Source organism: Streptomyces pimonensis, assembly GCF_041380215.1.
GTDB classification, from domain to species: domain Bacteria; phylum Actinomycetota; class Actinomycetes; order Streptomycetales; family Streptomycetaceae; genus Streptomyces; species Streptomyces pimonensis.
On record NZ_JAHWZY010000001.1, the window covers coordinates 247,797 to 269,486 of the forward strand.

General features: G+C 70.0%; 16 protein-coding genes. 10 read left to right on the forward strand and 6 right to left on the reverse strand.

The window, feature by feature from the left end; genetic code table 11:
* Window positions 1-120 precede the first annotated feature (120 nt).
* From rplK to KYY02_RS01265, 8 genes are all read left to right on the forward strand, one after another.
* The gene (gene rplK, locus KYY02_RS01230; protein ID WP_006130605.1) at window positions 121-555 is read left to right on the forward strand and encodes a 50S ribosomal protein L11; all 435 of its coding nucleotides are present in this window, start codon (window positions 121-123) and stop codon (window positions 553-555) included.
* An 82-nt stretch (window positions 556-637) separates the two neighbouring features.
* Window positions 638-1,363 (forward strand): 50S ribosomal protein L1, encoded by a 726-nt coding sequence (rplA, locus tag KYY02_RS01235; protein WP_371235493.1) that lies wholly within the window; start codon window positions 638-640, stop codon window positions 1,361-1,363.
* A gap of 166 nt (window positions 1,364-1,529) precedes the next feature.
* The gene (locus tag KYY02_RS01240) at window positions 1,530-2,453 is read left to right on the forward strand and encodes an SCO4651 family lipoprotein (RefSeq protein WP_371235494.1); all 924 of its coding nucleotides are present in this window, start codon (window positions 1,530-1,532) and stop codon (window positions 2,451-2,453) included.
* 310 nt (window positions 2,454-2,763) lie between these two features.
* Window positions 2,764-3,294, forward strand: coding sequence for a 50S ribosomal protein L10 (rplJ, locus tag KYY02_RS01245; RefSeq protein WP_030823469.1), 531 nt, complete (start codon window positions 2,764-2,766; stop codon window positions 3,292-3,294).
* 123 nt (window positions 3,295-3,417) lie between these two features.
* Window positions 3,418-3,801, forward strand: coding sequence for a 50S ribosomal protein L7/L12 (gene rplL, locus KYY02_RS01250; protein WP_371235495.1), 384 nt, complete (start codon window positions 3,418-3,420; stop codon window positions 3,799-3,801).
* Between the two features lie 580 nt (window positions 3,802-4,381).
* A complete protein-coding gene (rpoB, locus tag KYY02_RS01255) occupies window positions 4,382-7,867 on the forward strand; it encodes a DNA-directed RNA polymerase subunit beta (protein ID WP_371235496.1) in 3,486 nt (1,161 codons plus the stop codon).
* A 95-nt stretch (window positions 7,868-7,962) separates the two neighbouring features.
* Window positions 7,963-11,862, forward strand: coding sequence for a DNA-directed RNA polymerase subunit beta' (locus KYY02_RS01260; protein WP_371235497.1), 3,900 nt, complete (start codon window positions 7,963-7,965; stop codon window positions 11,860-11,862).
* 175 nt (window positions 11,863-12,037) lie between these two features.
* Window positions 12,038-12,568, forward strand: a complete 531-nt coding sequence (locus KYY02_RS01265) for a DUF1707 and DUF4190 domain-containing protein (protein ID WP_371235498.1) — start codon at window positions 12,038-12,040, stop codon at window positions 12,566-12,568.
* An 80-nt stretch (window positions 12,569-12,648) separates the two neighbouring features.
* Here KYY02_RS01265 and KYY02_RS01270 read toward each other — a convergent pair whose 3' ends face one another.
* From KYY02_RS01270 to KYY02_RS01295, 6 genes are all read right to left on the reverse strand, one after another.
* Entirely contained in the window at window positions 12,649-13,470 is an 822-nt protein-coding gene (locus KYY02_RS01270; RefSeq protein WP_371235499.1) for a M48 family metalloprotease, read from the reverse strand.
* Window positions 13,471-14,061: 591 nt separating this feature from the next.
* Window positions 14,062-14,676: a Pycsar system effector family protein gene (locus KYY02_RS01275; RefSeq protein ID WP_371235500.1), complete on the reverse strand. Its 615-nt coding sequence runs from the start codon at window positions 14,674-14,676 to the stop codon at window positions 14,062-14,064.
* Window positions 14,673-16,400, reverse strand: coding sequence for a hypothetical protein (locus KYY02_RS01280; RefSeq protein ID WP_371235501.1), 1,728 nt, complete (start codon window positions 16,398-16,400; stop codon window positions 14,673-14,675). The genes KYY02_RS01275 and KYY02_RS01280 overlap by 4 nt, the downstream gene beginning before the upstream one ends.
* A 13-nt stretch (window positions 16,401-16,413) precedes the next feature.
* Window positions 16,414-18,630 carry a hypothetical protein gene (locus KYY02_RS01285; protein ID WP_371235502.1) on the reverse strand — a complete coding sequence of 739 codons (2,217 nt, stop codon included), beginning with the start codon at window positions 18,628-18,630 and terminating at the stop codon, window positions 16,414-16,416.
* Window positions 18,627-19,526, reverse strand: coding sequence for a hypothetical protein (locus KYY02_RS01290; protein ID WP_371235503.1), 900 nt, complete (start codon window positions 19,524-19,526; stop codon window positions 18,627-18,629). Before KYY02_RS01290 ends, KYY02_RS01285 begins: the two co-directional genes overlap by 4 nt.
* Before the next feature lie 153 nt (window positions 19,527-19,679).
* The gene (locus KYY02_RS01295) at window positions 19,680-20,444 is read right to left on the reverse strand and encodes a Crp/Fnr family transcriptional regulator (protein WP_371235504.1); all 765 of its coding nucleotides are present in this window, start codon (window positions 20,442-20,444) and stop codon (window positions 19,680-19,682) included.
* A gap of 397 nt (window positions 20,445-20,841) precedes the next feature.
* Here KYY02_RS01295 and rpsL point away from each other — a divergent pair, with 397 nt between their 5' ends.
* Together rpsL and rpsG are read left to right on the forward strand one after the other, a co-directional pair.
* A complete protein-coding gene (rpsL, locus tag KYY02_RS01300) occupies window positions 20,842-21,213 on the forward strand; it encodes a 30S ribosomal protein S12 (protein WP_003948652.1) in 372 nt (123 codons plus the stop codon).
* A gap of 2 nt (window positions 21,214-21,215) precedes the next feature.
* Complete coding sequence (gene rpsG / locus KYY02_RS01305) at window positions 21,216-21,686, forward strand: 30S ribosomal protein S7 (RefSeq protein ID WP_003992340.1); 471 nt, start codon at window positions 21,216-21,218, stop codon at window positions 21,684-21,686.
* Window positions 21,687-21,690 lie beyond the last annotated feature (4 nt).

The window sequence follows — 21,690 nt, forward strand, 5'->3', positions numbered from 1 at the left end:
GCGCCTGACCTGCTCGGTTTTCAGCCGCGCATCTATACCCGTTATCGTTGTGCGGTATGCCTGCGTCCGGGTTGTCCCCATGGCGCGGGCAGGACCCGAACCGAAAGGACCCGGAGAGCCATGCCTCCCAAGAAGAAGAAGGTCACGGGGCTCATCAAGCTCCAGATCCAGGCCGGTGCCGCGAACCCGGCTCCGCCGGTCGGCCCCGCGCTGGGTCAGCACGGCGTGAACATCATGGAGTTCTGCAAGGCCTACAACGCCGCGACCGAGTCGCAGCGCGGCTGGGTCATCCCGGTGGAGATCACGGTCTACGAGGACCGCTCCTTCACCTTCATCACCAAGACCCCGCCGGCCGCCAAGATGATCCTCAAGGCCGCGGGCGTGGAGAAGGGCTCCGGCGAGCCGCACAAGACCAAGGTCGCGAAGATCACGCGTGACCAGGTCCGTGAGATCGCCACCACCAAGATGCCCGACCTCAACGCCAACGACCTGGACGCCGCCGAGAAGATCATCGCCGGCACCGCCCGTTCCATGGGCGTCACGGTCGAGGGCTGACCTCCACCCCGCAAGCCCAGCAGTAGTGGCAGGGCCTGCTCGGCCCGGACCACGACTCCTCGACAATTCACAGGAGCTTTCAGTGAGCAAGCGCAGCAAGTCTCTCCGCGCTGCGGACGCCAAGATCGACCGGGAGAAGCTGTACGCCCCGCTCGAGGCCGTCCGTCTCGCCAAGGAGACGTCCACGACCAAGTTCGACGGTACCGTCGAGGTCGCCTTCCGCCTGGGTGTCGACCCGCGCAAGGCCGACCAGATGGTCCGTGGCACCGTGAACCTCCCGCACGGCACCGGTAAGACCGCCCGGGTCCTGGTCTTCGCGACCGGTGACCGTGCCGAGGCCGCGCGTGCCGCGGGCGCCGACATCGTCGGCGCCGACGAGCTGATCGACGAGGTGTCGAAGGGCCGTCTGGACTTCGACGCCGTCGTCGCCACCCCGGACCTCATGGGCAAGGTCGGCCGCCTCGGCCGCGTGCTCGGTCCCCGTGGTCTGATGCCGAACCCGAAGACCGGCACCGTGACCCCGGACGTCACCAAGGCCGTCAACGACATCAAGGGCGGCAAGATCGAGTTCCGCGTCGACAAGCACTCGAACCTGCACTTCATCATCGGCAAGACGTCGTTCGACGACACCAAGCTGGTGGAGAACTACGGCGCGGCGCTGGAGGAGATCCTCCGTCTGAAGCCGTCCGCCGCCAAGGGTCGCTACATCAAGAAGGCCGCCGTCACCACCACGATGGGCCCCGGCATTCCGCTCGACCCGAACCGCACCCGCAACCTCCTCGTCGAGGAGGACCCGGCCGCCGTCTGAGCCGGGTGGGCCGGGCGACCGGCCCGTGCACGTTGTGAGAGCCCGTCCCCGCGCCTCGTTCGAGGCGCGGGGACGGGCTTCTTCCGTACGGCGGTGTCAGTGGCGTGGGTTACCGTTCCTTTGACTTCACAGGCGTAGCACAGCGAAACAACCAGGGGTGGGACTCATGGGCATGGCCGCATGGAAGCGCGCGGGTGTCTCTCTGACGGCCGCGGCCGTCGTCGTGGGCGTCGCGGGCTGTCAGGACGGTGACTCGGCGGGAGCCGGGGGCCAGACGCAGAACGAGATGACGAAGGTCCTCCAGGCCGCCTTCGAGAACACCTCGGAGGCCAAGTCCTCCAAGGTCCGGATGACCATGACGATGCCGGCCGCGGTGGGCGGCGGCACCGTGGAGCTCTCCGGCGTGCAGGGCTGGGACCCGGCCGTCATGGACGTCACCATGAAGGGCTCCGCGCTGACCGCAGCCGGCCCGGACGCTCCGAGCCGGGTCCGCGTGATCATGCTCGACAACGTCATGTACATGGACATGGGCGCGAAGCAGGTCGCCGAGACGGACGGCAAGCGCTGGATGAGAATGGACTTCGCCGCCATCGCCGAGGCGTCCGGCGACGCCGAGGTGCAGAAGCGGATGACCAGCGGCCTGGAGAACATGAACCAGGACCCGGCGAAGCAGCTCGCCCTGCTGCTGGAGTCGCCGAACCTGACGCACATAGGCCCGGAGAAGGTCGACGGCGTCCAGACGCAGCACTACAAGGGCACCCTGAGCGTCGAGGAGATGCTCGACGCCAACAAGTCGACGGACGGCCTGCTCTCCCGGGAGGAGCGCGAGGAGCTGATCGCCGTCGTCGAGGAGACGGGCCTGAAGGGCTACGACACCGAGTTCTGGGTCAACGAGGACAACTACCCGGTTCGGATGGTCGTCGGCGTGAAGACGCCGCAGGGCACGATGAACATGACGGCCGACTACTCCGACTACGGTGCCGCGGTCGAGGTCGAGGCCCCGCCGGCGAAGGACACGCTCGACCTCATGGAGATGCTGAAGGGGCTGGAGGGCCTCGGGGCGGACTCCGAGGCCGGCCTCAGTTCCTGAGGGCCCCTGGTCCCGATGCCCATGATCGGGCGATTTGCTTGACGCCGATCCGTTCGCGTACTCTTCCACGGAAGCCAAAGACCGCTGGTCGTTGCCGTGTGCTCGCAGAGTTCACGGTGGCCGAAGGATCCGCTGAACTGCGGACGACCCGCGCAGGTGTCAGTGGAAGAGTTCCCGGAACTCGCTGCCGCAAGGATGCGAAAGACCGGTTGAGCTGAGCCCCGTGCGCCTGCGCCCGGGGCGTTTCGTTTTCCCCAGTCCTCCTTCGGGTCCGCGCGGTCCGAATCACCCGGAAGGAGGCCGAGGCTCTATGGCGAGGCCCGACAAGGCTGCCGCGGTTGCCGAGCTGACGGACAAGTTCCGCAGCTCCAACGCCGCCGTGCTGACCGAGTACCGCGGTCTCACCGTGGCGCAGCTCAAGACGCTGCGTCGTTCGCTCGGTGAGAACGCCCAGTACGCCGTGGTGAAGAACACGCTGACCAAGATTGCGGCCAACGAGGCCGGGATCACGCTCGACGACCAGCTCTTCGCTGGCCCGACGGCGGTCGCCTTCGTCACCGGTGACCCGGTGGAGTCGGCGAAGGGTCTTCGTGACTTCGCCAAGGACAACCCGAATCTCGTCATCAAGGGCGGTGTCCTTGATGGCAAGGCGATGTCCGCCGACGAGATCAAGAAGCTCGCGGACCTCGAGTCCCGCGAGGTTCTGCTCGCCAAGCTGGCGGGCGCCTTCAAGGGCAAGCAGACGCAGACTGCTCAGCTCTTCCAGGCGCTCCCCTCGAAGCTCGTCCGCACCGTGGACGCGCTCCGTGCCAAGCAGGACGAGCAGGGCGGTGCCGAGTAATTCGGCTCGCTTTCCGATCCTCGCCGCGTGAACCGCACGAGGTGAGGGTCGACGCGGGCCCGACGTACGCCCGCCTCACCCCGTACATCCGGCACCTGCCGATTTAGTGGAAGGACCGCCATCATGGCGAAGCTCAGCCAGGAAGACCTGCTCGCCCAGTTCGAGGAGATGACCCTCATCGAGCTCTCCGAGTTCGTGAAGGCCTTCGAGGAGAAGTTCGACGTCACCGCCGCCGCGGCCGTCGCCGTCGCCGGTCCGGCCGGCCCGGCCGCCCCGGTCGAGCAGGCCGAGGAGAAGGACGAGTTCGACGTCGTCCTCACCGCCGCCGGTGACAAGAAGATCCAGGTCATCAAGGTCGTGCGTGAGCTGACCTCCCTGGGTCTGAAGGAGGCCAAGGACCTCGTGGACGGCGCCCCGAAGCCCGTCCTCGAGAAGGTCGCCAAGGACGCCGCCGAGAAGGCCGCCGAGTCCCTCAAGGGCGCCGGCGCCTCCGTCGAGGTCAAGTAACACCTTCGGGGTCCCCGCCGGATCCCTGCGCGTCCCCAGGGGCGTGTAACGCTCAAGCGCCGAGGAGCGATCATCCATCCGGGTGGTCGCTCCTCGGCGTATGAGGGGGCCGGTGGCGGCTGCCTTGCACCCGGGACGGCGGGGGGTAGGGTGATCTTCGTCGTGCCTCCGGGGGCTACGAGGATGCGCCTGGTGACAGGCGGTTCCGGCAAGAGGGGCCTTGACGAACCGCACGCAGCGCGCAATTCTCAGGACGCGTCGTCGCAAGGATCCGAATCCGAGGCATGGATCGACGGCAAAGAGGGCAGTATCACGGTGCGTTGAGGGCAGCGCCTTGTCGCAGGAGTTGAGAAGAACGAGGGCCTCCACCGGGTTCGTAAACCGGCATTGGACATCAGTGTGCCAAATGGCTACACTGACCCTTTGCGCTGCCTGTTAGCTGTCCCCTGCCCGTCACCAGGGGCATGCCCTCGCTTGAGCACCGACGACTAGATCATCTCTGACCTGGGATGTCTGTCTCTCTGCCCGGTGGGGGACCGGTACGCGCGTAGTGAGTCCGAGCCCTCGGAAGGACCCCCTCTTGGCCGCCTCGCGCAACGCCTCGACCGCGAATACGAACAACGGTGCCAGCACCGCCCCGCTGCGCATCTCCTTTGCAAAGATCAAGGAGCCTCTCGAGGTTCCGAACCTGCTCGCGCTGCAGACCGAGAGCTTCGACTGGCTGCTCGGGAACACCGCCTGGCAGAGTCGGGTCGAGGAGGCTCTCGAGAACGGGCACGACGTCCCCACCAAGTCCGGTCTGGAGGAGATCTTCGAAGAGATCTCCCCGATCGAGGACTTCTCCGGGTCGATGTCGCTGACCTTCCGCGACCACCGCTTCGAGCCGCCGAAGAACTCCATCGACGAGTGCAAGGAGCGCGACTTCACGTACGCGGCCCCGCTCTTCGTCACCGCCGAGTTCACCAACAACGAGACCGGCGAGATCAAGTCCCAGACCGTCTTCATGGGCGACTTCCCGCTCATGACGAACAAGGGCACGTTCGTCATCAACGGCACCGAGCGTGTCGTGGTGTCGCAGCTGGTCCGTTCGCCCGGTGTCTACTTCGACTCCTCCATCGACAAGACGTCCGACAAGGACATCTTCTCCGCCAAGATCATCCCGTCCCGGGGCGCCTGGCTGGAGATGGAGATCGACAAGCGCGACATGGTCGGTGTCCGCATCGACCGCAAGCGCAAGCAGTCCGTCACCGTCCTTCTGAAGGCGCTCGGCTGGACCACCGAGCAGATCCTCGAGGAGTTCGGCGAGTACGAGTCCATGCGCGCCACCCTGGAGAAGGACCACACCCAGGGCCAGGACGACGCGCTGCTCGACATCTACCGCAAGCTGCGTCCGGGCGAGCCCCCCACGCGTGAGGCCGCGCAGACGCTGCTCGAGAACCTCTACTTCAACCCCAAGCGCTACGACCTCGCCAAGGTCGGCCGCTACAAGGTGAACAAGAAGCTCGGCGGGGACGAGCCGCTGGACGCCGGCGTGCTCACCACCGACGACATCATCGCCACCATCAAGTACCTGGTGAAGCTGCACGCCGGTGAGACCGAGACGGTCGGCGAGTCCGGTCGCTCGATCATGGTCGAGACCGACGACATCGACCACTTCGGCAACCGCCGCATCCGCAACGTCGGCGAGCTGATCCAGAACCAGGTCCGTACGGGTCTCGCCCGTATGGAGCGCGTCGTGCGCGAGCGCATGACCACCCAGGACGTCGAGGCGATCACGCCGCAGACCCTGATCAACATCCGGCCGGTCGTCGCCTCCATCAAGGAGTTCTTCGGCACCAGCCAGCTGTCGCAGTTCATGGACCAGAACAACCCGCTGTCGGGGCTGACGCACAAGCGTCGTCTGAACGCCCTCGGCCCGGGTGGTCTCTCCCGTGAGCGGGCCGGCTTCGAGGTCCGTGACGTGCACCCCTCGCACTACGGCCGCATGTGCCCGATCGAGACGCCGGAAGGCCCGAACATCGGCCTGATCGGTTCGCTCGCCTCGTACGGCCGGATCAACCCGTTCGGCTTCATCGAGACGCCGTACCGCAAGGTCGTCGACGGCCGGGTCACCGACGAGGTCGACTACCTGACCGCCGACGAGGAGGACCGCTTCGTCATCGCGCAGGCCAACGCCCCGCTCAACGACGAGATGCGGTTCGTCGAGAACCGGATCCTGGTCCGCCGTCGTGGCGGCGAGGTCGACTACGTCCCCGGTGACGACGTCGACTACATGGACGTCTCGCCGCGCCAGATGGTGTCGGTCGCGACCGCCATGATCCCGTTCCTCGAGCACGACGACGCCAACCGCGCCCTCATGGGCGCGAACATGATGCGCCAGGCCGTGCCGCTGATCAAGAGCGAGTCCCCGCTCGTCGGCACCGGCATGGAGTACCGCTCCGCCGTCGACGCCGGCGACGTGGTCAAGGCCGAGAAGGACGGTGTGGTCCAGGAGGTCTCCGCGGACTACATCACCACCGCCAACGACGACGGCACGTACATCACGTACCGCCTGGCCAAGTTCTCGCGCTCCAACCAGGGCACCTCGGTCAACCAGAAGGTCATCGTCAACGAGGGCGACCGGATCATCACCGGCCAGGTCCTCGCCGACGGCCCGGCCACCCAGAACGGCGAGATGGCGCTCGGCAAGAACCTGCTGGTCGCGTTCATGCCGTGGGAGGGTCACAACTACGAGGACGCGATCATCCTGTCGCAGCGCCTCGTGCAGGACGACGTCCTCTCCTCGATCCACATCGAGGAGCACGAGGTCGACGCCCGTGACACCAAGCTGGGCCCCGAGGAGATCACCCGGGACATCCCGAACGTCTCCGAGGAGGTCCTCGCCGACCTCGACGAGCGCGGCATCATCCGCATCGGCGCCGAGGTCACCGCCGGTGACATCCTCGTCGGCAAGGTCACGCCCAAGGGTGAGACCGAGCTGACCCCCGAGGAGCGCCTGCTCCGCGCGATCTTCGGTGAGAAGGCCCGTGAGGTCCGTGACACCTCGCTGAAGGTGCCGCACGGCGAGACCGGCAAGGTCATCGGCGTGCGCGTCTTCGACCGCGAGGAGGGCGACGAGCTTCCCCCCGGCGTCAACCAGCTGGTGCGCGTCTACGTCGCGCAGAAGCGCAAGATCACCGACGGTGACAAGCTCGCCGGCCGCCACGGCAACAAGGGCGTCATCTCCAAGATCAACCCGATCGAGGACATGCCGTTCCTGGAGGACGGCACGCCGGTCGACATCATCCTCAACCCGCTGGGCGTCCCGTCCCGAATGAACCCGGGACAGGTCCTGGAGATCCACCTCGGCTGGCTCGCCAGCCGCGGCTGGGACGTCTCCGGCCTCGCGGAGGAGTGGGCCGAGCGGCTCCAGGCCATCGGCGCCGACAAGGTCGAGCCCGGCACCAACGTCGCCACCCCGGTCTTCGACGGTGCGCGTGAGGACGAGCTCGCGGGTCTGCTCCAGCACACCATCCCGAACCGCGACGGCGAGCGCATGGTGCTCCCGTCCGGCAAGGCGCGACTGTACGACGGCCGCTCGGGCGAGCCGTTCCCGGAGCCGATCTCGGTCGGCTACATGTACATCCTGAAGCTGCACCACCTGGTCGACGACAAGCTGCACGCGCGTTCGACCGGTCCGTACTCCATGATCACCCAGCAGCCGCTGGGTGGTAAGGCTCAGTTCGGTGGCCAGCGGTTCGGCGAGATGGAGGTGTGGGCACTCGAGGCGTACGGCGCCGCCTACGCGCTCCAGGAGCTGCTGACCATCAAGTCCGACGACGTCACCGGCCGCGTGAAGGTCTACGAGGCCATCGTCAAGGGCGAGAACATCCCCGAGCCCGGCATCCCCGAGTCCTTCAAGGTCCTCATCAAGGAGATGCAGTCCCTGTGCCTGAACGTGGAGGTGCTGTCCAGCGACGGCATGTCCATCGAGATGCGTGACACCGACGAGGACGTCTTCCGCGCTGCGGAGGAGCTCGGCATCGACCTGTCCCGGCGCGAGCCGAGCAGCGTCGAAGAGGTCTGACGGGAGTGGGGCGGCCCGGTGAACTCCGGGCCGCCCGCCCCAGGACCCCCGTTTCAGACCCCAAGACTTACAACCCTGAGAGGGATTGACGCATAGTGCTCGACGTCAACTTCTTCGACGAGCTCCGGATCGGTCTGGCCACCGCTGACGACATCCGTCAGTGGAGCCACGGCGAGGTCAAGAAGCCCGAGACCATCAACTACCGCACCCTCAAGCCCGAGAAGGACGGACTCTTCTGCGAGAAGATCTTCGGTCCGACCCGGGACTGGGAGTGCTACTGCGGCAAGTACAAGCGCGTCCGCTTCAAGGGCATCATCTGTGAGCGCTGCGGCGTCGAGGTCACGCGCGCCAAGGTGCGCCGTGAGCGGATGGGCCACATCGAGCTGGCCGCGCCCGTCACGCACATCTGGTACTTCAAGGGTGTTCCGTCGCGTCTGGGCTACCTGCTCGACCTCGCCCCGAAGGACCTGGAGAAGGTCATCTACTTCGCGGCGTACATGATCACGTACGTCGACGAGGAGCGCCGCACCCGCGACCTGCCCTCCCTGGAGGCGCACGTCTCCGTCGAGCGGCAGCAGATCGAGAACCGCCGCGACGCCGACCTCGAGGCCCGCGCCAAGAAGCTCGAGACCGACCTGGCCGAGCTGGAGGCCGAGGGCGCCAAGGCCGACGTGCGCCGCAAGGTGCGCGAGGGCGCCGAGCGCGAGATGAAGCAGCTGCGCGACCGCGCGCAGCGCGAGATCGACCGCCTCGACGAGGTGTGGACCCGGTTCAAGAACCTCAAGGTCCAGGACCTCGAGGGCGACGAGCTGCTCTACCGCGAGCTGCGCGACCGCTTCGGCACGTACTTCGACGGCTCGATGGGTGCCGCGGCGCTGCAGAAGCGCCTGGAGTCCTTCGACCTCGATGAGGAGGCCGAGCGTCTCCGCGAGATCATCCGCACCGGCAAGGGCCAGAAGAAGACCCGTGCGCTCAAGCGGCTGAAGGTCGTCTCCGCCTTCCTGCAGACGTCCAACAGCCCCAAGGGCATGGTGCTCGACTGCGTGCCGGTCATCCCGCCGGACCTGCGTCCGATGGTGCAGCTGGACGGTGGCCGCTTCGCGACCTCCGACCTGAACGACCTGTACCGCCGCGTCATCAACCGCAACAACCGCCTGAAGCGGCTTCTCGACCTCGGCGCGCCCGAGATCATCGTGAACAACGAGAAGCGCATGCTCCAGGAGGCCGTCGACGCGCTCTTCGACAACGGCCGTCGCGGCCGCCCGGTGACGGGCCCCGGCAACCGTCCGCTGAAGTCGCTGTCCGACATGCTCAAGGGCAAGCAGGGCCGCTTCCGTCAGAACCTGCTCGGCAAGCGGGTCGACTACTCGGCGCGTTCCGTGATCGTCGTCGGCCCGCAGCTGAAGCTGCACCAGTGCGGTCTGCCGAAGGCGATGGCGCTGGAGCTCTTCAAGCCGTTCGTGATGAAGCGCCTGGTCGACCTGAACCACGCGCAGAACATCAAGAGCGCCAAGCGCATGGTCGAGCGCGGCCGCACGGTCGTGTACGACGTCCTGGAAGAGGTCATCGCGGAGCACCCGGTCCTGCTGAACCGTGCTCCCACGCTGCACCGCCTCGGCATCCAGGCCTTCGAGCCGCAGCTGGTCGAGGGCAAGGCCATCCAGATCCACCCGCTCGTCTGCACCGCGTTCAACGCGGACTTCGACGGTGACCAGATGGCCGTGCACCTGCCGCTGTCCGCGGAGGCGCAGGCCGAGGCCCGCATCCTGATGCTGTCCTCGAACAACATCCTCAAGCCGGCCGACGGCCGTCCGGTGACGATGCCGACCCAGGACATGGTCCTCGGTCTGTTCTTCCTCACCACCGACGGCGAGATGCGCGACCTCAAGGGCGAGGGCCGTTCCTTCGCCTCGGTCGCGGAGGCGATCATGGCCTTCGACGCGGGCGAGCTGTCGCTCCAGTCGAGGATCGACGTCCGCTTCCCGGTCGGCACCATCCCGCCGCGCGGCTGGACCCCGCCGGCGCGCGAGGAGGGCGAGCCCGAGTGGCAGCAGGGTGACAGCTTCCGGCTGAACACCACCCTGGGCCGCGCGCTCTTCAACGAGCTGCTGCCCGAGGACTACCCGTTCGTCGACTACGAGGTCGGCAAGAAGCAGCTCTCCGAGATCGTCAACGACCTCGCCGAGCGCTACCCGAAGGTCATCGTGGCGGCGACGCTCGACAACCTGAAGGCGTCCGGCTTCTACTGGGCCACCCGTTCCGGCGTCACCGTGGCCATCTCCGACGTCGTCGTCCCCGAGGCGAAGAAGGAGATCGTCCGCGGCTACGAGGCGCAGGACGAGAAGGTCCAGAAGCAGTACGAGCGCGGTCTGATCACCAAGGACGAGCGCACGCAGGAGCTCATCGCGATCTGGACCAAGGCGACCAACGAGGTCGCCGAGGCGATGAACGACAACTTCCCGAAGACCAACCCGATCTTCATGATGGTGAGCTCGGGTGCACGAGGCAACATGATGCAGATGCGTCAGATCGCCGGTATGCGTGGTCTGGTGTCGAACGCGAAGAACGAGACGATCCCGCGGCCCATCAAGGCCTCGTTCCGTGAGGGTCTGTCCGTGCTGGAGTACTTCATCTCCACGCACGGCGCCCGTAAGGGTCTGGCGGACACCGCTCTGCGTACCGCCGACTCGGGTTACCTCACCCGTCGTCTGGTCGACGTCTCCCAGGACGTCATCATCCGCGAGGAGGACTGCGGCACCGACCGCGGTCTGCGTCTCAGGATCGCGAGCCGGGACGCGGAGGGCGTGCTCCGCAAGGAGGGCGACGTCGAGACGTCCGTGTACGCGCGCTGCCTCGCCGAGGACATCGTGGTCGACGGACAGGTGCTGGCCCCGGCCGGCACCGACCTGGGCGACGTCCTCATCGAGGAGCTCGTCTCCCGCGGCGTCGGGGAGGTCAAGACCCGTTCGGTCCTGACCTGCGAGTCCGCCGTCGGCACCTGCGCGATGTGCTACGGCCGTTCGCTGGCCACCGGCAAGCTGGTCGACATCGGTGAGGCGGTCGGCATCATCGCCGCCCAGTCCATCGGTGAGCCCGGTACCCAGCTGACGATGCGCACCTTCCACACCGGTGGTGTGGCCGGTGACGACATCACCCAGGGTCTGCCCCGTGTCGTCGAGCTCTTCGAGGCCCGTACGCCGAAGGGCGTCGCCCCGATCTCCGAGGCCTCCGGCCGCGTGCGGATCGAGGAGACCGAGAAGACCAAGAAGATCGTGGTCACCCCGGACGACGGCAGCGACGAGACGGCGTACCCGATCTCGAAGCGCGCCAAGGTCCTGGTCTCCGAGGGCGAGCACGTCGAGGTGGGCCAGCAGCTCACCGTGGGTGCCACCAACCCGCACGACGTGCTGCGCATCCTGGGGCAGCGTGCCGTCCAGGTCCACCTGGTCGGCGAGGTCCAGAAGGTCTACAACTCGCAGGGCGTGTCGATCCACGACAAGCACATCGAGATCATCATCCGGCAGATGCTGCGCCGTGTGACGATCATCGAGTCGGGCGACGCCGAGCTGCTGCCCGGCGAGCTGGTCGAGCGCTCCAAGTTCGAGACCGAGAACCGTCGTGTGGTCCAGGAGGGCGGTCACCCGGCCTCCGGTCGTCCGCAGCTGATGGGTATCACCAAGGCCTCGCTGGCGACGGAGTCCTGGCTGTCGGCCGCCTCCTTCCAGGAGACGACCCGAGTCCTGACGGACGCGGCGATCAACGCCAAGTCCGACAGCCTCATCGGCCTCAAGGAGAACGTCATCATCGGTAAGCTCATCCCGGCCGGTACGGGTCTGTCCCGCTACCGCAACATCCGGGTCGAGCCGACCGAGGAGGCCAAGGCCGCGATGTACTCGGCCGTCGGCTACGACGACATCGACTACTCGCCGTTCGGCACGGGCTCCGGCCAGGCCGTTCCGCTGGAGGACTACGACTACGGTCCGTACAACCAGTAAGGCGTACGTCCGAAGCACCGAGGGGCGGTCACTCCGTACGGGGTGGCCGCCCCTCGGCGTGTCCGCGGACGGGGCCGCGGGCCGGTCCGTGGAACCAATTACCGGGTACGGTGCGTTCACTTCGGTGAAGAGCAGTCCACCGCAGAGGGATTCACCGTCTGCCCAGGAGGCGGTTGTGTCGTACCCGACCCCGTGGCGGGACAACCCGCCGCAAGGCCCCGGCGCTCCGTCCATGCTGGCCGCCCACGCGGACCGCGAACGCGCGGTGGACGTGCTCCGGGCCGGTTACGCCGAGGGCAGGCTGGATCACCCGGAGTTCGACAAGCGGGTCGCCCGCGCCTACTCCGCGCGCACGGTGGCCGAGCTGTCCCTGCTGGTCGCCGACCTGCCCCAGGGCCCGGTGGCGCAGTCGGCGGCCGTCGGCGGACCCGTACCGGCGACCTTCCTCGCCAGGCCGCACCCGAGGACCAACGGCAAGGCGATCGCCTCGATGGTCTGCGGCGTCCTGTGCGTGGCCACGGGCGGGCTCACCGGGCTCCCGGCGGTGGTCCTCGGCCACATGGCCCAGTCGGAGATGCGGCGCACCGGTGAGGGCGGCGACGGCTTCGCGCTGACCGGACTGGTCCTCGGCTGGCTCTCCGTGGCCGGCTGGGCACTGTTCCTCGGTCTGTTCGGTCTGGTGGCCGTGCTGGCGACGGGGAGCTGAGCCGAGGGGCCGGGTGAGCCGAGCGGTGGGGTCCCGGTCGGTGCCGTGGGCATCGCTTCGGCCCTCGGTCTCGGGACGGGTCAGCGGGGAGGCTGGAGGTAGGGCCCCAGGTGGTGCAGCCGGGTGTGGTAGTCCGGGTGCGAGGACAGCAGCGTGCTGGCCGGGGTCCGGGCCGGTGCGGCATGGCCGGCGGCGGCGAGTGCGGCGAGCTGCTGCTGTTCCTGGTGGTGCAGTTTGTGCAGTACGGCGGCCAGCATCGGGGCGAAGCCGAGGGCGGCGGCGTGCTGGTCGGCGCGCAGCTCGGAGCGGCGGCCGACGGCGGCCAGCGCGTACGGAACGGCGAGGATCAGCAGGGGCAGGCCGTACAGGGAGCTGATCGTGGCCAGCGCGATCCCGCTGACACACAGGCCGAAGAACAGTACGCCGAAACAGGAGAAGACGCGGGAGACCCGGTACATGAAACCGGTGGCCGCGCGCAGCACCCGCCAGGCGATCCGGCCGGGCAGCGCGTACCAGTAGCCCAGCAGTGAGGACCAGGCGTGTCCGCCGACGTGGTGGCCCAGCTCGTGGGCCAGGACGGCGGCCAGCTCGCCGTTGGGAAGCTGGTGCACGGCGAAGCGGGTGACGCCGACGATGTGACCTGCCGCCGCGACCGCGTTCAGGCCGTCGCTGTCCTCCACCCACAGTTCGTAGTTCCGGCCCTCGACCCCCGCGCGGGCGGTGACCTCGCGCCAGACCGGTTCGAGTTGGGCTCTTTCCTGCGGCGTGGGGTAGCGCAGACGGAGCAGATGGCGTGCCAGGGCGCTCTCCGTCGGGCGGTGGAAGACGAGCGCGCCGCTCAGCAGCCAGGCCAGGACGAACAGCAGGCCGAAGCCGCCGAAGAACAGCGAGACCAGGGCCACGACGACGAGGCTGCACAGGAAGTTGGGCAGGTGGAGGAGCAGGTTGCCGAAGGCGGTGACGTCGGTGTGGCGCTGCCGCTCGGCGATGTGGACGCGACCGCGGTCGGTGCTGATGTGGTGCGGGTGCAGCGGTGAGTCGGGGGCGGGGTCGGGGCCGGTGGACTGGGGCGGCGGCGCCGTGGCGGGGGCCGGGCCCGTCTGCGAGTACGGGGGAGGGGCGGCGGGGTTCGCATACGCGGGCTGAGCGGGCTGAGCGGGCTGCGTGGGTGGAGGGGCCGGGTACGGGGGAGGGGCAGGCTGCGTGGGAGGGGCCGGGTAAGGGGGAGGGGTCCGGGTGGTGGGGTGGCGCGGGTACTGCGGGGGGGCGGGGGGCCGGACCTGCGGCTGAGGGGGCTGTCGCGGCTCCGGACAGGGCGGCGGGGCCTGCGAGGGCCGGCTGTGGGTCCGGGGGTGCTGCGGAGAGGGCTGGGCGGCCCGGGGGTCCGGCGGCGGAGCGGGACGGCCGCTCGGCGCGGGGTACTCCGGGGGCGTCGGCGATGGCTGGTTCACGGTGCTTCCTTCGCTGGGCGTGAGCGACGGTCGGCCTGTGGGTCAACCGATGAGCAGGGAGGCGGGCAGCAGGAGCGTTCCGGCGCAGAAGGCGATCAGGCCGGTGCGGATCCACTGGTGCTTGCGCCAGGCGATCCGGCTCGTCTCGGTGAGCGCCGCGGTCAGCGCGGACACGGGGTCGGACTCGGTGTCGGCCAGCGCGACGTCCAGCCGGCCCGCCCGCACCGCGCGCCGGATGTCGCCGAAGTACGACAGCGGCATGCCCGGTGACCAGGCTCCGTCGCGGTAGCGGGGCAGTACGGCCAGGAGCAGTGCGAAGAGGGAGAGGGCGAGGGCGAGGATCCCCGCCCACCACACGGTGGCGCCGGTCGCCGTGAGGGCGTCCGGTGACCAGTCCCGGCCCGCGAGGAGACCACCGAACACGCCCGCGGTGATACCGAGCGCGGCGACCAGCACGGCGGCCTTGCTGTCCGCGCGGGCGATCTCGGTCCGCAGGTCCCCGAGCAGCCGTTCGCAGAGCTGGACACGGGGGGAGACGGGCGGCGGGGACGCGGGGCCGGGTACGGGTTCCGGTTCGGGCGCTGGGCCGGGATCAGGGGGGAGCGCGGAATCGGAGGTGCCCGCCGCGGGAGTGGTCCCGGGGCCGGCAGCCGTCATGGACCGGTCTCCTTCGGTGCGGGTTCTGCCTGGTCGCCCGTGCGCCCGTCCTCGCCGCCGTCTCCGGTCGGCGGGGCGGGAGCGGCGGCCGGCGGGGCGGCCCGGTCCGTGGGCGCGGCTGCGGGCGCCGTCGGGGTGGTCCCGTAACCCGGGGGCGGCTGCCAGGCGGGCGCGGTGGGGTGCGGCGGGTACGCCGCGGGCACCGACGCGGGCGGTACGGGCACGGTGGTGGGTACGGGCGGCGCGGCTTGCTGCGGGAACGGCCCCGGCGCGGGCGGCGGGGGGCACGACGACTGCGGGGGGTACGGCGGGTGCGGGGGACGGTGCGCGTGCGGGAGGTACGGCGCGCCGGGTGGCGCGGGGGCTGCGGCCGGAGCGGCACCGGGAGGAGCCGCGGCGGGCACTGGCGCGGGGCTCGGCGCGGTTCCCGGCTGTGCCGCCGCGCCCGGCGCGGGTGCCGGTGCCACGGCGCCCTCCGGTGTCGTCGGCGAAGCGTACGGTGAGGGACCGCTCCCGGGTGGGGTGTACGGCGAGGGACCGCTCCCGGGCGGGTCGTACGGCGAGGCGCCACCCTCCTGCGAGGGGGGCGGGGCCGGGGCGGCGGCCGGAGCGGGCTGGTCCGGTGCGGGGAGCAGGGGCGGGGTCTGCGGGACGCCCGGGAGACGCTGGTTCAGGATGTCGCTGACGGTCCGGAGCGCGAGCTGCTTGGGCCCCTCCAGTTCGAACTTCTCGGCGCCCTCCCCGGCCAGCAGCTCCTTCACGAGGTCCAGCTGCGCCTGGATCATGCGCAGCTGGTCCTCCCGCATGCTGCTCATCACGAGCCGTGAGTCCTCCGGGTGCTGGGCGAGGTGGAGCGCCCAGGCCTGCACCCCGCCCTGCGACAGGTGCCACTGGTAGAACTCGATCTTCTTCGCCTCGATCTGCTGCAGCTCCAGCAGCTGCTGTCCCTGCAGCATCGCCCGCTCGTGGTGCCAGCGCTGCTGCGCCATGGCCAGCTCCTGCTGCTGACGCCCGTACTCCAGGGCCCGGGCGGCCTGCAGCTCGTCCTGCTGCCGGTGGCGGTGGTCGGTCTCGGCGTCGACCCGCATGCCCTGCTGCGCCGTCCGGACCTGCTCCGCCGCGGAGTGGTCGATCGCCTGCAGGCGCTGCTGGTGGTCGATGTTCGCCTGGTCACGGCGGACCCGCAGCGTCCAGCTGGTCCGCAGTCCCGCGGGCGCGCCGAGCGGTCCGACGGCGTCGACCGCGTTCAGCAGCTCCTGTTCGGCGCGCCCGCTGTCGGCGATGGCGAAGCTCCGCGCGACCGGCCGGGCCGCCCGCTGCAGCTCGCCGAGCAGCAGCGCGGGCACGTCCCGGATGCCGCTCGCCACGAACCGCGCCGGGTCCAGCACCTGCCAGGAGACGTCCACCTCCGCGGTGAACTCGAACGCGTCGTTGTCGCTGGGCAGCGTGAGCGTGTCGGTGAAGGGGTGGACGCCCGTGTCCACCTCGTACACGGCGGTGTACCGGCGGGAGGCGATCTCCGCGCGGGACGGCCGGGTGGGCGGCGGATACGCCTCGTAGCCGCCCTTCGGGGTGGAGAAGACCAGCGCGTGGTCGATGCGGACGACGTGCTTCAGGGACAGTTCGAAGCGTGACAGCTGCCGTACGGTGAGGACCGGGTCGATCAGCCGGGTGTGCCGGTCGGCCGGCTGCTGCCACTCGGGCGGGCGGTGGAAGGTGGGCATGGCGTGTCCTTCGTCAGCGTGGTGCGAGCGTGCTCAGCAGGCGGGCGGCGACCGGCGGCGGGGGGTTCTTGTCCTCGCCGGGCATGGTGCGCAGCAGGTGGCTCAGCCGCTGGTGGTCGGCCGGGGTGACGACGAGCCTCGGCAGGAGCGCGGCGAGCGCCCATTCGGCGGTCGTCGAACGGTCGGCGGTCAGGACCCAGCCCCGCATCACCCGCAACGCGCGCTGGGTGTGGTGCGGGTCGCCGAGCGCCTCCCGCCACAGGCACGCGATGCCCAGGGCGGCCCGCTCGTCGTCCGCCGTGGCACGGGCGTACCAGGCCAGGACGAGCGGTGTGCCGTACCGCTCCTCGTCCTCGGTGCGGCCGCAGGCACTGACGAAACCGCTCAGGGCCATATCGCGCACGGCCCGGTCGTCGTCGAGGCGGTCGGTGAGGTCGCCGAGGACCTCGGGGGCGGCCGAGGACAGCAGCAGCAGCTCCACGGCCTCGGCCAGCTCCCGCGCCGTCTCCCGGTCGAAGTCGTCCGGATCGGCGAAACGCTCGTACAGCCGGCGGGCCGCGTCACGCAGCGCGGCGAGGGCCTGCTCGGGCCGCTCCGGTCCGATCAGCGCGTACGCGCGGACCGCGACCCAGCGCAGCCGCCGGTCCTCATGGGCGGACCAGGCGTCGAGGACGCGCGGGATGTTGGGGGTGCCGATGTGGTGGGCCAGCGTGAGCGAATTGACCGCGACGAGCCGGTGCCGGAACCGGTTCGAGGTGGCCCACGGCTCGATGACCAGTGCCATCGCGGAAGGCAGGTCGGTACGGGCGAGGACGGCGACGGTGGACGCGGCCCGGGTGCGCACCAGGGGCCGGCCGTCGTCGGCGAGCCGGCGCAGCCAGGCGATCAGCGCCGGCCGGGCGGACGGGTGGCCGGTCCACACCTCCCGCAGCAGCACCAGAGGGGTCCGTTCGTCGGCGAACACCGCCTTCGACTGCGTCACCGGCCCCCACTCGGTGTGCTCCTCGCCCTCGTAGCGCTCGGCGCGCGCCAGCTGGAGGCGCTTGCCGATGTGGGTGCCGAACACGGGGACCCTGGGAGCCCGGGTGGGATCGTCGGTCTTCTGGAGGAACTGGTACAGCAGGTCGCTGAGTTCGGCGGTGAGCGCGTACGGGGCGTCGTCGAAGGCGGCGAGCGCGACGAGGAACGCCTTGTCGCGCAGGTGGATCGACGTCTCGTCCTCCTCGAACCACTCCTGGACCTGGCTCTCCAGCGAGCCGAGCGAGAAGCCGTCGACGTCCCGTTCGGTGACCGTTCCGACGGCGTACCGGCCGAGCACCTGTGCGAAGGCGGCCACCTCGCGGAGCTGGTGGCCGCGCTCCAGGAACTCCTTGACGGCCGGCAGCCCGAGCAGCCGCCCGGCGGTCTCCGCGTCGGTGTGGGCGCCCAGGTGCGCGGCGAGGACGTCGGCGGCCACCGGCGGCCTCCACTCGGCCACGGACACGTCGTCCTCCAGCACGGCGGTGGGGCCGACGGTGACGACGAGGTACGCGTCGTGCTCGGCGAGCCGGTCCCGGGCGGCCAGCAGGTGCGTCTCGCGCAGCGCGTCGCCGCGCCGGGTCGCCACGTCGCACAGCACGTATCCGCGGGTGCCCCCGGCGCCGTCGCCGGGGACGGGAGCCGTGACGCGGTCGGCCAGGGCGCCGGGCACGGTGTCGCGGTCCAGAGCCTGTACGGGACCGGCGCCGAGCCGGTGCAGCAGCATCAGGGCCGCCGTGCGGCGGCCGGTGAAGCGGGCGCCGGACAGGACCAGTACGCGTTCCCGGCGCAGCCGGTCCAGCAGGGCGGTGACGGTGTCCCCGTCGGCGACGAAGGAGGCGGCGAGCCGCTCCAGGGTGGCGCGGGGGATCTCCCCGGACGTGGCGGCCGACAGGGAGAGCCTCGGGAGCGACCAGTGGTGGATCTCCGTCTTGCTGCCCATGATCACGCCGCCGGTGACATGACCGCCGGAGACGCCGTGCTGGTCGCCGCCGGTGTAGCCGCCGCCGAAACGGGCGCGGGAGCCGACGTTCATGGTGCGGGGGCTGTGGTCGACCAGGTCGCGCCGGGCGGACCAGGCAGTCTGCGGCTGGTCCTGCTCCTCGGGTTGCCCGGTGCCGCCGTCCTTGTGGGACTCGTCCTGCGAGACCTCGCCCGGATCGGCGGCCCGGCCCCCGACCTGGGCGTCGGCGGGCGGTTCCTGGCCGCTCACGGTCGCTCACCCCGGTCCGTGTTGCTGCCCATGACCACGTCGCCGGTGACGTGGCCGCCGGAGACGCCGTGCTGGTCGCCGGCCACGTAGCCGCCGCCGAAGCTCATCGTGCCGCCGGTGACGTGCAGGACCGCGCCCGGCGCCGGGGCTCCCCGGTCTCCGGCCGGCGCCGGGCCGCTCCTCTGCGGGCCGTCGGACTCCGTGCGGCCCCGCGGGTGGGCGGTGGCCGGCGCCGGGCGGTCCCCCGATCCGCCCGGCGCCTCCTCCCCCCGCTCACCGTGGTCCGCGTGGTCCGCCGCGGCCCGCGCCCGGCCGTCGGCCGCAGCGGGCACCGGCCCGTGCAGCCACGCCGTCAGCGGGCCGTTCTTGCTGTCCACCGTCGCCGCGTGGAAGTCCGCCGCCGGAATGCCGGGATGGTCGTGCCGTACGACTCCGGAATACAGGGCGTCCGAGACGCACAGCGCGAAGTCGTCGGCGCGTTCCCGCAGGGCGGAGCGGAGCAGGTGCGCGTCGAGCAGTCGGCAGGCGTGGTTGAGGTCCGAGCCGACCCAGCCATCGTGCCGGTCGACGGCCACGTAACCGGTGGCGACGACGCCGCGCAGCCGGATCTGCGCCGAGCGGGACGCCATCCGGTTGACCGAGCGCAACTGGCTGGGCACCTCGGTGAGCAGGGCCCGCAGCAGCGCCGTGACCGGGGCGTTCGCGTCGATCAGCTCCATCACGGCGTCCCCGCGGTCGGCCCGCAGGCGCTGCGTCTCGTCGATGCCGGCGCTCTCCAGGGCACGGTCGGTGACGTCGTAGAGCATGCGCCGCAGATACGCCTGCTCCACGTCGTCCCGGTCGCTGTACCTCTCGATGTCGAGCAGCAGGATCGTGCGGCTCACGGGGTCGGTCATGGTCGCCCTTCGAACGGTGGGGGATGGCCGTGCAGGGCAGCAGAGTGGCGGGAGCGGCGGGTGGTGCGTGAGGGCGTATGACCCAGTGGAACTGTGAACGCGTACACAGAACGCGCCCCGCGCGCCGGCGCGACGCGTCCGGTGGCGTGCCGGTCAGCTCGCGGTCTCGTGGGAGAGGGGGCGCTGCGGGCCGGGGACCGCCGCGGCCGGGTGGTCCGTGGCGGCGATCCGGCGCAGGACGTCGGGGCGACTGATGAGCAGGGTGCGGCGGCCCGTGGAGACCGCGTCCTTCTCACGCAGTTCGCGCAGCAGCCGCTGTACCATCTCCCGCGAGGCGCCCACCGACCCCGCCAGTTCCTGCTTGCTGAGCGGGACGGAGAGCTCGACGCCGTCGGGCGTACGTCGTCCGTGGCTGCGCGCCAGGTCCAGCAGGAGCACCGCGAAGCGCTGGCGCACGTTCATCGACGCGAACTCCAGGCGCCGCCGGTCGGCCGCCCGCGTACGGTCCGCGGTGAGAGCCAGCAGGGCGAACGACGCCGCCGGGGAGCGGCCCAGGAACGTCTTGAAGCGCTCGTGCTCCACGGCCACCGCCCGCACCGGCTCCAGCGCGGTCACCGTCGCCGACCGGGGCCGCCCGGTCAGCGCGGCGGACTCGCCGACCACGTCCCCCGCCCCGCGCAGCGCGAGGAGCGCCTCGTACCCGTTGGCCGCCGCGGCCGTCACCTTCGTCCAGCCCTGTACCAGGAACAGCACGTGCGACGAGGGTTCGAGCTGGTGCAGCAGTGCGGAGCGCGGCGCGAACCGCAGCTCGCGGCCGAGCGACAGCAGCGCGGTGCGGTCCTGGTTCTCCAGGCGTGCCAGGAAGGGCACCCGGTCCTCCAGGCCCCCGTCGTCCGGCCCGTGCGGAGTCGGCTTCATCAAGTGGCCCCCGTTCGTGTACGGCGGACGGATCAAAGTACCGACCACGGCCCGTGGCAAGGACGCGAATCGGCCAAGGAGCCGAAGGCGCCACGTGAGGGGAGGCCCGTGCGGACGGAGGCCGAGGACGGAACCGGCACGTCCGGCGCGCCGGGCCGGGCTCCATTTGTTTTGACCGGAGTCCGTGCGATAGGTACGCTCAGACCTTGTGCCTGGGGTGTGCCCTGGTCTTCGTGCGTGCCATCACACCGCACCGGGGGCCGATGAACGGCCACCGCAATCCACACGTTCCTTCCGCCCTCCGGCGGAGGTTCGCGGGATTCGACACACCCGACCGCGTGGGTCGGCGACGTTCCAGGTTAGCTTCACCATTCGGCACACAGAAACCGGAGAAGTAGTGCCTACGATCCAGCAGCTGGTCCGCAAGGGCCGGCAGGACAAGGTCGAGAAGAACAAGACGCCCGCACTCGAGGGTTCCCCTCAGCGCCGTGGCGTCTGCACGCGTGTGTTCACGACCACCCCGAAGAAGCCGAACTCGGCCCTGCGTAAGGTCGCGCGTGTGCGTCTGACCAGTGGCATCGAGGTCACCGCTTACATTCCGGGTGAGGGACACAACCTGCAGGAGCACTCCATCGTGCTCGTGCGCGGCGGCCGTGTGAAGGACCTGCCGGGTGTTCGCTACAAGATCATCCGCGGTTCGCTCGACACCCAGGGTGTCAAGAACCGCAAGCAGGCTCGCAGCCGTTACGGCGCCAAGAAGGAGAAGTAAGAATGCCTCGTAAGGGCCCCGCCCCGAAGCGCCCGGTCATCATCGACCCGGTCTACGGTTCTCCTCTGGTGACCTCCCTGATCAACAAGGTGCTGCTGAACGGCAAGCGCTCCACCGCCGAGCGCATCGTCTACGGCGCCATGGAGGGTCTGCGTGAGAAGACGGGCAACGACCCGATCATCACGCTGAAGCGCGCGCTGGAGAACATCAAGCCGACCCTCGAGGTCAAGTCCCGCCGTGTCGGTGGTGCGACGTACCAGGTTCCGATCGAGGTCAAGCCCGGTCGCGCCAACACGCTCGCGCTGCGCTGGCTGGTCGGTTACTCCCGCGCCCGTCGCGAGAAGACCATGACCGAGCGTCTGCTCAACGAGCTTCTCGACGCCTCCAACGGCCTCGGTGCCGCTGTGAAGAAGCGCGAGGACACGCACAAGATGGCCGAGTCCAACAAGGCCTTCGCGCACTACCGCTGGTAGTCGC